At 67.9% G+C, this 15078-nt stretch carries 10 protein-coding genes; 3 read left to right on the plus strand and 7 right to left on the minus strand.

Annotation, left to right across the window (positions count from 1 at the left end; translation table 11 throughout):
• Window positions 1-66 precede the first annotated feature (66 nt).
• The 3 genes from yccS to purH all read right to left on the minus strand — a co-directional run bounded on the left by yccS (window position 67) and on the right by purH (window position 5396).
• Window positions 67-2280 carry a YccS family putative transporter gene (gene yccS, locus ABQ039_RS02460; protein WP_349778108.1) on the minus strand — a complete coding sequence of 738 codons (2214 nt, stop codon included), beginning with the start codon at window positions 2278-2280 and terminating at the stop codon, window positions 67-69.
• Window positions 2281-2396: 116 nt separating this feature from the next.
• Window positions 2397-3692 (minus strand): phosphoribosylamine--glycine ligase, encoded by a 1296-nt coding sequence (gene purD, locus ABQ039_RS02465; RefSeq protein WP_104569176.1) that lies wholly within the window; start codon window positions 3690-3692, stop codon window positions 2397-2399.
• Window positions 3693-3812: 120 nt separating this feature from the next.
• Complete coding sequence (purH, locus tag ABQ039_RS02470; RefSeq protein ID WP_184615871.1) at window positions 3813-5396, minus strand: bifunctional phosphoribosylaminoimidazolecarboxamide formyltransferase/IMP cyclohydrolase; 1584 nt, start codon at window positions 5394-5396, stop codon at window positions 3813-3815.
• A 711-nt stretch (window positions 5397-6107) separates the two neighbouring features.
• Between purH and ABQ039_RS02475 the strand changes: the two genes are divergently transcribed.
• Window positions 6108-6422 carry a hypothetical protein gene (locus ABQ039_RS02475; protein WP_126962403.1) on the plus strand — a complete coding sequence of 105 codons (315 nt, stop codon included), beginning with the start codon at window positions 6108-6110 and terminating at the stop codon, window positions 6420-6422.
• 321 nt (window positions 6423-6743) lie between these two features.
• Entirely contained in the window at window positions 6744-10721 is a 3978-nt protein-coding gene (locus ABQ039_RS02480; RefSeq protein WP_374057854.1) for a beta strand repeat-containing protein, read from the plus strand.
• 323 nt (window positions 10722-11044) lie between these two features.
• On the opposite strand, the gene fis is transcribed toward ABQ039_RS02480, so the two are convergent.
• The 3 genes from fis to ABQ039_RS02495 form a co-directional block, all read right to left on the minus strand.
• Window positions 11045-11317 (minus strand): DNA-binding transcriptional regulator Fis, encoded by a 273-nt coding sequence (gene fis, locus ABQ039_RS02485; RefSeq protein WP_002804983.1) that lies wholly within the window; start codon window positions 11315-11317, stop codon window positions 11045-11047.
• 116 nt (window positions 11318-11433) lie between these two features.
• Window positions 11434-12579 (minus strand): DUF3426 domain-containing protein, encoded by a 1146-nt coding sequence (locus ABQ039_RS02490; RefSeq protein ID WP_349778110.1) that lies wholly within the window; start codon window positions 12577-12579, stop codon window positions 11434-11436.
• Window positions 12580-12925: 346 nt separating this feature from the next.
• Window positions 12926-13303: a helix-turn-helix domain-containing protein gene (locus ABQ039_RS02495; protein ID WP_016903361.1), complete on the minus strand. Its 378-nt coding sequence runs from the start codon at window positions 13301-13303 to the stop codon at window positions 12926-12928.
• A gap of 147 nt (window positions 13304-13450) precedes the next feature.
• Here ABQ039_RS02495 and ABQ039_RS02500 point away from each other — a divergent pair, with 147 nt between their 5' ends.
• Window positions 13451-13954, plus strand: a complete 504-nt coding sequence (locus ABQ039_RS02500; RefSeq protein WP_349778111.1) for a hypothetical protein — start codon at window positions 13451-13453, stop codon at window positions 13952-13954.
• Window positions 13955-13966: 12 nt separating this feature from the next.
• Here the strand turns inward: ABQ039_RS02500 and prmA are convergent, their stop codons facing one another.
• Window positions 13967-14887, minus strand: a complete 921-nt coding sequence (gene prmA / locus ABQ039_RS02505) for a 50S ribosomal protein L11 methyltransferase (RefSeq protein WP_039509979.1) — start codon at window positions 14885-14887, stop codon at window positions 13967-13969.
• Between the last annotated feature and the right edge of the window lie 191 nt (window positions 14888-15078).

Genomic DNA, 15078 nt, shown 5'->3' on the forward strand with positions numbered 1-15078 from the left:
CACATCGATGCGGCAGTGGCTGCGCGGCGTGCATGCGCACCGTGCACGCGCACCGCCGACGACGCACTAGGCCTTGCTGGTTGCCAGGCGCGGTGCGCCCTCTGCCGGCGCGCTGGTGACTGCCACGGCAGCGGCGCGCAGTTTGGGCAGCAGCCGCAGGGTCAGTGCCAGCTGGTCGCGCACCAGGCGCTGCTTGGGCGGCAGTTGCACGGCATGCTGCTCCAGCGCTTCGGCAGTGGCGATTTCCTGGCTTTCGTCGTGCGCCGGCAGCGGCTGGCGTTCGCGCAAGGCGGTGGCGATTTCGCCCAGCGCGCGCTGCAGGTAGTCGCCGGCCTGCGCGATGGCGGGATCGTGTTCGCCATCGAGTGCGGCGCGGTGCGCGCCGAGCGCAGACAGATAGCCGAGCAAGGTGTTGGACAGCGCCAGGAAGCGGAAGCCCGCATCCAGGTTGCGCCGATAGCGGCCGGGTTCGCGCAGCATGTTGGACAAGGCCACCGACAACGCGGCATCGGCGTTGTGCATGTCGCGGCGCGCGATGCGGTAGGGCAGGTCGTCGCGCATGCCGCTGGCGTATTGCTCCAGCACCTGGGCCAGATAGCGCGCGCAGCTGGCCAGCACCGTGGCCATCACCTGGTTGAGGCGGCGGCCCTGCCAGTCCGGCAGGATCAGGAACGAAGCGGCCGCGGCGATTGCGCAACCGATCAGCGTGTCGATCAGGCGTGGCCAGATCAGCACGAAACCATCGCCGAGCAGGTTGAAGCAGAACAGCGCCATCACGGTGATGCCGGCGGTGGCCAGCATGTAGCGATCGGTGCGGGTGATGAAGAAGATCAGCGCGGCGGCCAGCGCCAGCAGCAGCTGCACTTCGGTGCCGGGGAACAGCTGCATCAGCGCCCAGGTGGCGACCAGGCCGATCAGGGTGCCGGCGATGCGCTGCACCAGCCGCAGGCGGGTGGCGCCGTAATTGGGCCGGCACACGAAGGCGGTGGTGAGCAGGATCCAGTAGCCGTTGTCGGCATGAATGGACTGCATGATGGCGTAGCCGACCACCAGCGCGATGGCCATGCGCAGGCCGTGGCGGAACAGCACCGAGCCGGGAGTGAGTTGCTGCATCAGACGCGCGGCCATTTCGCGCAGGGTGTGCGGCGAGGAGTCGCGCAGGCGGGTGTCGAGGTTGTCGCTGGTGGAATCGGATTGCGCCGCTTCTGACAGCTTGCGCTCGATGCTCTGCAGGTTGGTCACCAGCAATTCCAGCGCGCCGAGCAGACGCGCCAGTGCGGGGTCGGCACGCGCGTGCAGATAGTCCAGCGATTGCCGCAGGTCTTCGGTGGCCAGGCGGCTGTTGTCGCCGTAATCGAACGGATGGCGCAGGCGGATCGCCTCGCCCAACGCGGCGCAGGCCTTGCCCTGCAGCGCGAGCAGGCGCTGGCAGCGGTACAGCACGTCGCTGTGGAAGAACGCGTCGGTCAGCGCTTCGTAGGGATAGTGCGAGGAGCTGGCGCGCTCGTGGAATTCCTGCGCCATGTAGTACAGGCGGAAATACAGGCCCGATTGCACGCCCGGCCGCCCCGAGCGGCCGAAGCGGCTCATGATCGCGGTCTTGGCGGCGTTGAGCGCGCCGACCACCTTGGCGTTCTGTTCGGCGAGCGCGAGCCGACGTGCGTGCAGGTCGCTCTGCCGCACCGGTTCGAACAGGTCGGCCTTGAGCTTGAGATACCGGCCCAGCTCGAAGAACAGCCGCGACAGCCGCTCGCGCACCGGGCGATTGGCGAACAGCAGGGTCCACAGGATCGACAGCACGCCGTACCAGGTGGCGCCGATCAGCAGCAGTGCGGCGCCATGCCAGGCGATCGACGGATCGTGGCTGCCGTGCTGGTCCATGCCGATCATGGCGTAGATCGACAAGGCCACGGTGGCCTGCGCGATCGAGGCGTAGCGCTCGCCCAGCGCGCCGAGCAGGGTCAACGAGAAGGTCGCAACCGCCATGCCGGTCACGAACGCCAGCGGATACGGAAACAGCAGCACCACCGACGCGGCAGCAGCGGCAAAACACAGCAGCGACAGTAGCACCGACTTGATGCGGCCCAGCCAGTTGTCGTCGGTCTCGGCGATGGCGCTGGCGATCGCGCCCAGGAACAGCGCCGGCACCGCGGTGAGCTGCTGCCAGTGCCAGCACACGCCCATTGCCACCGCCAGCGCGATGAACACACGCAGGCCATAGCTGGCCTTTTCATGGGCCCACAGGCGGCTCAGGCGGGTTTCGAAGGAAGAAGTGGCCACAGTCTCTGCAAGGCAAGGTGCCCGGGCATTATTGCCGCAGGCACGCGCCATCGGGGTGGAGGGCGGCTAGTTCTTTGTCAGTAGCCGCGTTGTCGCAAGTGCCTTAGGCAGGCCGCTCAGGCCTGTGCGCCCTGCTCGCGGGCGATCGCACGCCAGCCGATGTCGCTGCGCTGGAAGGCGCTGGCCCAGTGGATCGGCTGCAGGCCGGCATAGGCGTTGCGCTGCGCCTCCAGCACGCTGTCGCCCAATGCGGCCACGCAGAGCACGCGGCCACCGGCACTAACCACCTCACCGTTTGCATTCAACGCGGTGCCGGCATGGAAGACCTTGGCGGTGGCCGGCACCGCGTCCAGCCCGCTGATGACCTCGCCGGTGATCGGGGCTTCGGGATACGGCCTGGCGGCGATGACCACGCCCAGCGATGGGCGCGGGTCCCACTGCGCCTGCGCGGTGTCGAGCTTGCCGTCGATGGCGGCGTCCAGCAGATCCACCAGGTCCGACTGCAGGCGCAGCATCACCGGCTGGGTCTCCGGGTCGCCGAAGCGCACGTTGAACTCGATCACCTTGGGCGCGCCATGCGCATCGATCATCAGCCCGGCGTACAGGAAGCCGGTGAACGGCACGCCGTCGGCGATCATGCCTTGCACGGTCGGCTCGACCACCTCGCGCATCACCCGCGCGTGCACCTCGGGCGTGACCACCGGAGCCGGCGAGTACGCACCCATACCGCCGGTATTGGGGCCGGTGTCGCCATCGCCGACACGCTTGTGGTCCTGGCTGGTGGCCATCGGCAAGGCGTGGGTGCCGTCGACCATCGAGATGAAGCTGGCTTCTTCGCCATCGAGGAATTCCTCGATCACCACGCGCGCGCCGGCATCGCCGAACGCATTGCCCGAGAGCATGTCGCGCACCGCGTCTTCGGCCTCGCTCAGCGTCATCGCCACGATCACGCCCTTGCCGGCGGCCAGGCCGTCGGCCTTGACCACGATCGGCGCGCCTTTCTCACGCACGTAGGCCAGCGCGGCGTCTACCTCGGTGTGCACCGCGTAGTACGCGGTGGGGATTCCATGGCGCGCCAGAAAATCCTTGGCGAAGGCCTTGCTGCCCTCCAGCTGCGCGGCCTTGGCGGTGGGCCCGAAGATGCGCAGGCCCAGCGCGTGGAAACGGTCGACCACGCCCAGCACCAGCGGCACTTCCGGGCCGACCACCGTGAGCGCCACGGCTTCGCGCTGCGCCAGCGCGAGCAGGCCATCCAGGTCGTCGACCTTGATCGCGACATTGCGGCACTTGGCTTCGGTCGCAGTGCCGGCATTGCCGGGTGCCACCAGCACCTCGCTCACGCGCGCGGACTGCGCGATCTTCCAGGCCAGGGCGTGTTCACGGCCGCCGGAGCCGATGACGAGGATTTTCATTTGAGTGCCGAGATTGGGGAGTCGTGATTGGGGATTGGTTGAAGCAAGGCAGAGACCGGAAACAGGAGAGACCAGAGCGACGTTGCCACTCCCGAATCCCCACTCCCGAATCCCGGCACGTCAGTGCCTGAAATGCCGCACGCCGGTGAACACCATCGCGATGCCGTGTTCGTCGGCGGCGGCGATCACTTCGCCATCGCGCATCGAGCCGCCGGGCTGGATCACCGCCTTGATGCCGGCCGCAGCGGCGGCATCGATGCCGTCGCGGAACGGGAAGAACGCATCCGATGCCATCACCGAGCCGGCCACCGTGAGCTTGGCTTCTTCGGCCTTGAGCGCGGCGATCTTGGCGCTGACCACGCGGCTCATCTGCCCAGCGCCCACACCGATGGTGCGGTGGTCCTTGGCGTAGACAATCGCGTTGGATTTGACGTACTTGGCCACGCGCCAGGCGAACAGCAGGTCGCCCAGTTCGGCCTCGCTGGGCGCGCGCTGGGTGACCACGCTCAGTTCACCCAGCGACATGCCGCGGTTGTCGGACGACTGCATCAGCAGGCCCGAGCCGATCCGCTTGGTGTCGTAGTTGTTGAGGCCGTTACCGTGCGGGATCTTGAGCACGCGCACGTTGGCTTTCTTGGTCGCATAGTCGAGCGCGCCCGGCTCGTAGTCCGGTGCGATCAGCACCTCGACGAACTGGCGATCCAGGATGGCCTTGGCGGTCGCCGCGTCGAGGGTCTTGTTGAAGGCCAGGATGCCGCCGAAGGCGCTGGTCGGGTCGGTCGCATAGGCCAGCTCGTAGGCATCGCCGCAGGCCACGCCCACCGCCACACCGCAGGGGTTGGCGTGCTTGACGATCACGCAGGCCGGCGCATCGAACTGGCGCACGCATTCCCACGCCGCGTCGGCATCGGCCAGGTTGTTGTAGCTCAGTTCCTTGCCCTGCAATTGCTGGAAGGTGGCCAGCGTGCCCGGCACCGGATACAGGTCGCGGTAGAACGCGCCGGCCTGGTGCGGGTTCTCGCCGTAGCGCAGGTCCATCACCTTGACGAAGTTGGAATTGATCTGCGCCGGGAACGGGCTGCGCGTGGGTACGTTTTCAGTGCTGTCGGCCACCGCCGACAGATAATTGCTGATCGCCGCGTCGTACTGCGCCACGCGGTTGAACGCGGCCACCGACAGCGCAAAGCGCCTGGCCGCCGACAGCTGGCCGTCGTTGGCGTCGAGTTCGGCCAGCAGCTCGGCGTACTGCGCCGGGTCGGTGGCCACCGCCACGCGGGCGAAGTTCTTCGCCGCACTGCGCAGCATCGCCGGGCCGCCGATATCGATGTTTTCCACCGCATCGGCCAGCGTGCAGTCGGCCTTGGCGGTCACCGATTCGAACGGATACAGGTTCAGCACCAGCAGGTCGATCGGCACGATGCCGTGTTCGGCCATCACCGCTTCGTCTATGCCGGCGCGGCCGAGCAGGCCGCCGTGCACCAGCGGGTGCAGGGTCTTGACGCGGCCGTCCATCATCTCCGGGAAACCGGTCAGCTCGGCGACGTCGGTGACCGGCAGGCCCGCCTCGCGGATCGCCTTGGCGGTGCCGCCGGTGGACAGCAGCGCGACATTGCGCGCTGCCAGCGCGCGGGCCAGATCGATCAGGCCGGTCTTGTCGGAAACGGAGAGCAGGGCCCGGCGCACGGGCAGGAGATCAGAGGCCATCGGTGGGGGATATCAAAGCGGAGCAGCCCATATTGTAGGCCGCGCCGGCGCTTGAATGGACCCGAGCGCCCGCAATGGCGTCGATCCATGCGCCGAAAAGGCGCTGCCAGGCACTGCTGCGGCCGATGGCGCGCGCGCGGTCACGCGGCGGCACCAGCGCCGACCGGGCGTTCGCAGCAGCGGTGGCGTTGCTGGTGGCCGCCGCGGCACCCGCTGTGGCCGGGCATGTACGTGTGACCCACCTCGGCGCAAGACTTGCAGCGGCGCCGAGCACCGGGATGGCGAGGACGCCGCGGTGCGGGCAGAGGGTGACAGGGCTTTGATCGTGATGTCATGCGTCGCAACGCTCGATGCGTTCGATGCTGCGGCGGCGATTGCATCTGCCAGGCCGCCAATCGCAAAAGTTGCTGATGCCTGCGCGTTGCTGCGCGTGTTGCCTGACTGCAGTTATCGCTTCGGGCAATCCTCCGCAGGATGAAACTGCCAACGGTGCAGCGTCTGAACGCGACGATGGATCACTTGCAAGTAATAACGCAGTTCTCATTTAAAGCCCCGCACGGCATTGCCACGGTGCGTGGCTGCATGCCCGCGCGTGGCGATGGCATTCCATTGTCAGTCCGGAAATCTTTCGCGACGGGATTCGATGGCTGCGCAAAACTCTTTTTGGTTCCGGTCGTGCACTGACGAACACAATCCGGAGCCGGTCGCAGATTGATCAAAAAGACCTGTCTTCGGGCGTGGAATGCATGCCTGTTCTTCGGTCATGCGCACCTGTCTTCTGCTACGGCGACAGTTGCCAGCGACGGGCTGACCGACGATCTGTGCTCGCTGATTGATTCACTCAACCGGTTCACCAGCAACGACGCTTTCGGCGAGGCGTCCCGTCGCTACTTGCTGCAACGGCTGTCGCGCAGGAGCCAGCCTTGCCATCACTCCCCGCTGCGTCTTGCCGTCACGGCCGTCCATGACCCTGCGATTCAAGCAAGACACCGCAGCGCGCGTGCGCCTTGTGGCGTTCGTCGATGACCAACCGTCGCAGTGCCGGTACTGCCCTTGCCAATGGGCCGATCCGTCTCGCCCTCACGGCGGGACGCTCCGCACCCGTTCGTCGGCCAGGGCATGCATGCCGGTTTGCGCAGCTGCTCGGAACATTCCTATGAGATCACCCTTATGAATCGCGAAAAAGTCCTGGCATTACGCACCTGCACCAACAATATGTCCGATCACTGCGGGCTGATCTGGCCGCAGTCAGGCAGTGTCGAATGCCGGCATTGGCAACCCAGCATCAAGCAGGAAAACGGCCTGACCGGCCTGTTGTGGGGACAGGGAACCAATGCGCATCTGAACATGCATGCTGATGCGCACTGGGTGGTCTGCATGGTCGATACCGCCGACATCATCTGGCTGGGCGAGGAGGGCATGATCAAGTTTCCCCGGGCCGAGGTGGTCTACGCCGGCAGCCGTGCCGGTGCCATGCAGTGCATTGCCGCGGGCATTGCGCAGCACGCGCCGCCCCAGCCGGAGCCGCCGGTAACGCCGGTCATTGCCGCGGATTTCATTCCCAAGGCAGCGCAGGCGCAATTCACCGCACCGCTCGTCGAAAGCGCTGCGCATTCCACCGCGCCAATGCCGGTTGCGACCCACGGCATCGATCCGCAGGCCGCACAGGCTTCAGCTGCGATCCTGCGCACACGCGAAATCGCCACCTACGGCAGCACGCTCACCGGCGCCGATCAGAGCCAGCTGATCGCAGGCTATGGAAGTACCGAAACCGCGGGTAACGGCAGCGAGTTGATCGCCGGCTATGGCAGCACCGGCGTGGCCGGATCCGACAGCACCATCGTCGCCGGCTACGGCAGTTCCCAGACCGCAGGCGGCGGCAGCACACTGACGGCCGGCTATGGCAGCACCCAGACCGCGCGCCATGGCAGCGATCTGACTGCAGGTTACGGCAGCACGGAAACCGCGGGTGCAGACAGCTCGCTGATCGCCGGCTATGGCAGCACGCAAACCTCCGGCGGCGACAGCTCGTTGACTGCCGGTTACGGCAGCACCCAGACCGCACAGAACGGCAGCGACCTCACCGCAGGCTACGGCAGCACCAGCACTGCGGGCACCGACAGCTCGTTGATTGCCGGCTACGGCAGCACCCAGACTTCGGGCGGGGAAAGCTCGCTGACCGCCGGCTATGGCAGCACGCAGACCGCGCAAGACGGCAGTGACCTCACCGCCGGCTACGGCAGCACCGGCACCGCAGGTGCAGACAGCTCCCTGATTGCCGGTTATGGCAGCACGCAGACTTCGGGCAACGACAGCTCGCTGACGGCGGGCTACGGCAGCACGCAAACCGCCCGCACCGGCAGCGACCTCACCGCCGGTTATGGCAGTACCTCCACCGCCGGTGCGGACAGCACGCTGATCGCCGGTTATGGCAGTACCCAGACCTCCGGCGGCGACAGCTCGCTCACGGCCGGCTATGGCAGCACGCAGACCGCGCGCAAAGGCAGCGATCTGACCGCCGGCTACGGCAGCACCGCAACCGCCGGTGCAGACAGCACGCTGATCGCCGGCTATGGCAGTACGCAGACCTCTGGCGGCGAAAGCTCACTCACTGCCGGCTACGGCAGTACGCAGACCGCGCGCAAAGGCAGCGACCTGACCGCCGGCTATGGCAGCACCTCGACGGCCGGTGGCGACAGCACCTTGATTGCAGGGTACGGCAGCACGCAAACCTCTGGCGGTGACAGCTCACTCACCGCTGGCTATGGCAGTACGCAGACCGCGCGCAGCGGCAGCGACCTGACCACCGGTTACGGCAGTACCTCCACCGCCGGCGCCGACAGCACGCTGGTCGCCGGCTACGGCAGCACGCAAACCTCTGGCGGTGACAGCTCACTTACCGCTGGCTATGGCAGTACGCAGACCGCGCGCAGCGGCAGCGACCTGACCACCGGCTATGGCAGCACCTCCACCGCCGGCGCCGACAGCACGCTGATCGCCGGCTATGGCAGTACGCAGACATCGGGCGGCGACAGCTCGCTGACCGCCGGCTACGGCAGCACGCAAACGGCGCGCAAGGGCAGCGACCTGACCACCGGCTACGGCAGTACCTCCACCGCCGGCGCCGACAGCACGCTGATCGCCGGCTATGGCAGTACGCAGACCTCGGGCGGTGACAGTTCGCTCACTGCGGGCTACGGCAGCACGCAAACCGCGCGCAGCGGCAGCGACCTGACCACCGGCTACGGCAGTACGTCCACGGCCGGTGCCGACAGCACCTTGATTGCCGGTTACGGCAGCACCCAGACCTCGGGCGGGGAAAGCTCGCTCACCGCCGGCTATGGCAGCACGCAGACCGCGCGCAAGGGCAGCGACCTCACCACCGGTTACGGCAGCACGTCGACAGCTGGTGCCGACAGCACGCTGATTGCCGGTTATGGCAGTACGCAAACCTCCGGTGGCGACAGTTCCCTGACGGCGGGATACGGCAGCACGCAGACTGCCCGGAAAGGCAGTGACCTCACTGCCGGCTACGGCAGCACCTCCACCGCCGGTTCGGACAGTTCATTGATCGCCGGCTATGGCAGCACGCAGACGGCCGGCTTCAAGAGCATCCTGACCACCGGCTATGGCAGCACCCAGACCGCGCAAGAGGGCAGCATGCTCACTGCCGGCTATGGCAGTTCTTCCACCGCAGGCTCGGACAGCTCGCTGATCGCCGGCTACGGCAGCACCCAGACGGCCGGCTTCAAGAGCATCCTCACCGCCGGCTACGGCAGCACGCAGACCGCGCAGGAGCGCAGCACGCTCACCACCGGTTACGGCAGCACCTCGACGGCAGGGCATGACAGTACGCTGATTGCCGGCTACGGCAGTACGCAGACCGCCGGTTACAAGAGCATTCTCACCACCGGCTATGGCAGTACCCAGACCGCGCAGGAAGGCAGCTCGCTGATCGCCGGCTACGGCAGTTCCTCCATGGCCGGCCCGGACAGCTCGCTGATCGCAGGGTATGGCAGTACCCAGACCGCCGGTTACGACAGCACCCTGACTGCCGGTTACGGCAGCACCCAGACCGCGCAGAGCAGCAGCTGGCTGATCACCGGTTATGGCAGTACCTCCACCGCCAGCTTCCAGAGCTCGTTGATTGCCGGCTATGGCAGCACGCAGACGGCCGGTTACGAAAGCACGCTGACCGCCGGATACGGCAGCACCCAGACCGCGCAGGAAATCAGCTGGCTCACCACCGGTTACGGCAGTACGCAAACCGCCGGCCATGGCAGCATCCTGACTGCCGGTTACGGCAGCAATTCCACCGCCGGCTACGAAAGTACCCTGATTTCCGGCTATGGCAGCACGCAGACCGCCGGTTACGAAAGCACCCTGACGGCCGGTTACGGCAGCACGCTGACCGCGCTGGAAAACAGCTCGCTCACCGCCGGCTATGGCAGTACCGAAATCGCCGGGTTTTCCAGCACCCTGATCGCCGGTTACGGCAGCAGCCAGACCGCCGGTGGCGACAGCACGCTGACTGCCGGCTATGGCAGCACCCTGACCGCGCAGGACAACAGCTCGTTGACCGCAGGCTACGGCAGCACCGAAATCGCCGGGCAGGACAGCTCGCTGATTGCCGGTTATGGCAGCAGCTTGACCAGTGGCGTGCGCAGCTATCTGACCGCCGGCTACGGCAGCAACCAGATCGCCAGCTATGGCAGCTCGCTGATCGCAGGACACGAAAGTACCCAGATTGCCGGTCACCGCAGCATGCTGATTGCCGGCAAGCTGAGTTCGCAGACGGCCGGCTCGCGCAGCACATTGATCGCCGGCATGGGCAGCGTGCAGACCGCGGGTGACCGCAGCAAGCTGATCGCCGGCGCCGACAGCACCCAGATCGCTGGCGATCGCAGCAAGTTGCTGGCCGGCAGCAATAGCTTCCTCACCGCCGGGGACCGCAGCAGGCTCACCGCCGGCGATGACTGCACGCTGATGGCGGGCGACCGCAGCAAGTTGACCGCCGGCAAGAACAGCATCCTGACGGCGGGCGCCAACAGCAGATTGATTGGCAGCCTGGGCTCCACCCTGACCGGTGGCGAAGACTCGGTGCTGATCTTCCGCTGCTGGGACGGCAAGCGCTACACCAACATCATCGCCAAGACCGGGGAAGAGGGCGTCGAGGCCGACACCGCCTATCAGATCGATGACGACAAGAACGTGGTGGAGAAGTTCGACGATCCGTTCGACACGCTCGCCACCATCGTGCCGGACCATGGCAGCGGCCCGGCCCCGGCAGCGGATCAAGCAGCGGTGACGCAATTGCCGAACTGAGCAGGCAACTCGCCCAGGCAATCGGCATCGCCGATTGAGCACTGCAGCCAACCGCCGGATCCCCGGCGGTTGACCCGATCAGATGAAGAGCGCGCGCGAGCAGGGCACGCTGGGCGCGACGGAAGTCCTGCGCCAAGGCGTGGGATCAAGAGCGAACACTTTGGGCAGCCCGACCGGGCATCAACACGCAGAACATTCCACAACGTGCAACGAGATCGGCCATCGGCCGCGTCATCACCAAGCGTGCCAGCGCAGCGCACTGCCAGCCCGCAGCACACCCCAACGCTCTAACGATTCCCCAATCCCGATTCCCGATTCCCGTCCTACGTCAGCCCGTACTCTTTCAGCTTCTTGCGCAGCGTGGCGCGGTGAATGCCCAGCATCGCCGCCGCGCGGCTCTGGTTGCCTTCGCAGTGGTTGAGCACTTCCACGAACAACGGGATCTCCATCTCGCGCAGCACGATTTCGTACACGTCGTCGGCGTCGCTGCCGTCCAGGTCGCGCAGGTAACGGCGGACGGACTGGGCCACGTGTTCGCGCAGCGGCGACTTCGGGGCGCCACGACTGGTGTCAGGACGAGAGGGGGCTGCGTTCAAAGGAGGTTTCCCAGTGTCACGAAGCCGGGACGCGTGGCCGGCGAGGGGGAGTGAGTCTAGCGCGTGACCTCCCCGCTCGCCACGCCCGTGTGGCGGTGGGCGCAGGTCGGGTCCGCTCAGCGGAAGTCGAAACTGAAGGCGGCCGTGCTCGCGGCCGGTTCGCGCACGCGAAACGCCACCTGCACCGCCTGGCCCGGCGCGAGCGTGTCCTGCGCGGCCGGCGGCTGGCCCAGATACTCCTGCGGCGCCAGCACGCGCGTGCCGATCACCCGCCCGTCGGCGTCGGACAGCGACAGCTGCAGCCACGGCCAGGCCTGCGCCCAGCGCGCCTCGTTGCGGAAGCTGGCCTGGATCTGCAGCACGCCCGGCACCCCGGGCAGCGGGCGCACCTCGCGATTGAGCAAGGTCAGCGCGCCCGGCTCGCGCCAGGCCGGCAGGGTGCAGCGCGCTACTGCACAGGCGGCGCTGACCAGCGGGCGCCAGCGCGCATCGGCGGCCAGCTGCGCACGGTCGGCGATGACGATCTGCAAGGCCAGCAGGCCGACCAGCCCGACCAGCAACGCCCATTGGCGGCCGCTGGCGCGCAGCCGTGGCCGGCTCAGCCCGCGCCGTGCGAATGCAGGCGCGGCCTGGGCTGGCAGTGGATGGAACTGGGCGGGCGCCGCTGCGCCGGCAGCGTCCGCGTCGTTGTCGCTGGGCTCGGCGTCCGTGTCCGGAGCGGTGCCGGGTGCCGGCGGGGCGGCCAGGTCGGAGGCGGGAGCAGACGCGTTGCCGTGCTCACGCTGCCGGTCTGTGCCTGCCACGCCGGCGGCCGCCACGCTGCGCGGATGCGTGGTGGTCGGCTGTGCAGCGGCAGTGCCGGCGAGCGCGCTGGGGATGTCGCCGGGACCGGCCGCTGTGTCTTCGGCAGGATCGTCGGGCAGCTGGCGCGTGGTCGCCGTGGTCCACGCCAGCCGGTCCGGCTCGGCGGCATCTGCCGCGGCCTGGCCGGCATCGCCGGGTGGCAGCACGACGTCCACTGGCATCGAGTCGCTATGCGGCGTCGTCGCCGGTGGCGCAGACGGCGGCGGAACGAGCGGCGCCGCCGGGGCGGCCACCGGCTCGGCCAATGGTGCCGGCACCAGTGCGCCGGCCGGCACCGGCGGCGCGTGCAGCGGCGCGTCGGCGGCAGGCACCACCGGGGTCGGGATCAGCGACGGGGCAGCCGGCGTCGCACGCAGGAACGTGGCCAGGGGGCGGCGCGGTGGCGGAGTCTCGGACATCGGCAGGCGTGCAGCGGGAAGAACCCTATTCAACCACGCGCACGCCAATGGGCGAACCCGGGCGCGTCATGCGTGCGGCACGCAGCCGCAAGCGCAGATGCCGCTTCCATCGACTGCGGGGTACGCATCCCGTTGGTTGGCCAACCGCCGCAACGCTGTGACCACCCTGCCGCAGCCCAAGGCCGCATTCCAGCGCAGGCCGCACTTCAGCCAACGAGCAAACGCAACGACCGGCGCACGTCATCCACATCCGACTGAGCCAGCTACCAACAGCGAGCTTGCCTCACAAACGAAGCGCCCAGCAGCCTGCCCCCGATTCCCGATTCCCGATTCCCGATTCCCGAACTCAACGCCGACGCCGCGTCTTGCTCTCGGCCAGCAACAGATCGAGCAGGCCGCTGCGCTGACGCGGCGCCAACGTGTCGAAGCGGTTCAGCAGCACGCGTTGCTGCTCGTCCAGATGGCGGTACTGCGCGGGTTCTTCGGCGATCGTCGGCACCGGTGGGCCGAAGGTGCGCTCGCCGCGGCCGGTGGCCAGGTATTCGAACGCCATGCCGCTGCGCCTGGCCAAGCCGATCAGGTTGTCCACCGAGGGCGCGGTGCCTTCGGCCATCTCCCACTGCGCCACCGCGCTACGGGTTACGCCCAGCTCGCCGGCCAGGCCTTCCTGGGTCAGCTTGGTCAGGGCGCGGGCTTCGCGGACGCGTTCGTACAACTTGCTCACACGGCACCGTGAGTGGGGAACGGGCCGTGAGATATAGCCCTAGCAGCAATCAGGGATAGTTCGTATACCTTTCATATGCAGATATGTTTGCGATACTGTCCGGGCGTCAATGATGACGGGATCACAGCGAACTCAAGGAGGACATCCATGGTCGAGCCAGCCGCTCCCAAATCCGCTCGTTCCACCACGCCTTCAACGCCGCCCGCCGCGCCACCACCCGCGGCATGGCCGGCACATTCGCCGCTGGATCCGGCGATCACCCGCTTTCGGGGCGCGCCGTGTTACCAGGTCTGGCAGCGCCAGGACGCGTGGACCGCGGTGGCCGACGGCCCGCAGTGGTCGGCCGGGCTGGCGCCGCGGTGGTGGGCGCTGCGCCAGCGGCACTGGCGGCTGCTGGCGCTCAGTGTGGGTTTGCTGGCGCTGGCCGGCGGCCTGGCTAGCCTGGGCCCGCGCACGTGGTCGCTGCCGGCCTGGGTGGTGTTGCTGCTGGCCGAGCTGGGCCTGCGCGTGCAGCTGGCCCGGCAGGCCGGGCCGTGGCGCAACGCGGCGCTGCGGCGTGCCGGCTGGCAGGCGGTGACCCGCCTGCGCGCCATCAGCGTGGCCGATGCGGTGACCACCGCGCAGATCCGCGCCGGCCGGCCACACCGCTGACCCGAGGCGGCGTCAGTGGCGGCGCACGCCGTCGATGCGCATCCAGTCTTCGTCGCGTTCGCAGCGCAGTTGCTCGAACCAGGGCGCGTAGCGCTGCAGCAGTTCCTCTTCCTGACCATGCAGGATGCCCGACAGCGCAATCCGCCCGCCCGGTGCCACGCGTGCGGACAAGGTGTCGGCCAGCGCATCCAGCGCCGAGGCCAGGATGTTGGCGACCACCACCGGATAGGTCTGCACCGGCTCATCCTGCGGCAGGTACACCGCCAGCTGCGCCTGCAAGGCATTGCGCTCGGCATTGTCGGCAGTGGCCAGCAGCGCCTGCGGATCGTTGTCCACGCCCACCGCGCTGGCGGCGCCCAGCTTCAGCGCGGCGACGGCGAGAATGCCCGAGCCGCAGCCGAAATCCAGCACGCTGCGGCCCTGCAGCTCGCCACTGCCGGCCAGGCTGTCCAGCCAGCGCAGGCACAGCGCGGTGGTCTGGTGCGTGCCCGAGCCGAACGCCAGGCCCGGATCCAGACGGATCACTGCGGCGTCGGGCGCTTGCGCGGCCTCGGGCAGCGCGTGATTCCACGGCACGATGAAGGTGCGCGCGCCGAACTGCATCGGCTTGAACTGATCCATCCAGGCGCGTTCCCAGTCGCTGTCGTCGACCGTGCGGAACGCCACCTGGCTCCAGTCCAGCCCGGGGTCGAACGCTTCCAGCGCGGCGAGCAGCACCAGCGCATCGCTGTCGCCGTCGAACAGGGCGTTCAGCACCATGGTGTTCCACAGCGGCGTTTCGCCGACGCCGGGCTCGAGAATGGCGCGCTCGTTGCTGGTGTCGGCATTGGCGTCGAGCAACGTCACCGCCAGCGCGCCGATGTCGTCCAGCGCATTCTGGTAACGGGGCTGGGTGGCGTCGGAGCAGGGCAGGGTCAGTTCAAGAAACGGCATCGTGGCGGTCGGGCAATTCGAAAGCGTGCATCGTAGACCATTCATGCAGGCGGACTCCTGCGCGACGGGGGCCGGATAGGCAGGCGCACCGCGTGCGTGATACAGCGGATGCCGTCGCCTGATCGGTGCAATCCGCACATGCGGCGCGGTGGCGCCGGCCGCTGCCGGCGCAGCACGCGGGCGCGCCGGCA

It is taken from the genome of Xanthomonas sp. WHRI 6108, assembly GCF_040202385.2.
Taxonomy (GTDB): Bacteria; Pseudomonadota; Gammaproteobacteria; order Xanthomonadales; family Xanthomonadaceae; genus Xanthomonas; species Xanthomonas arboricola.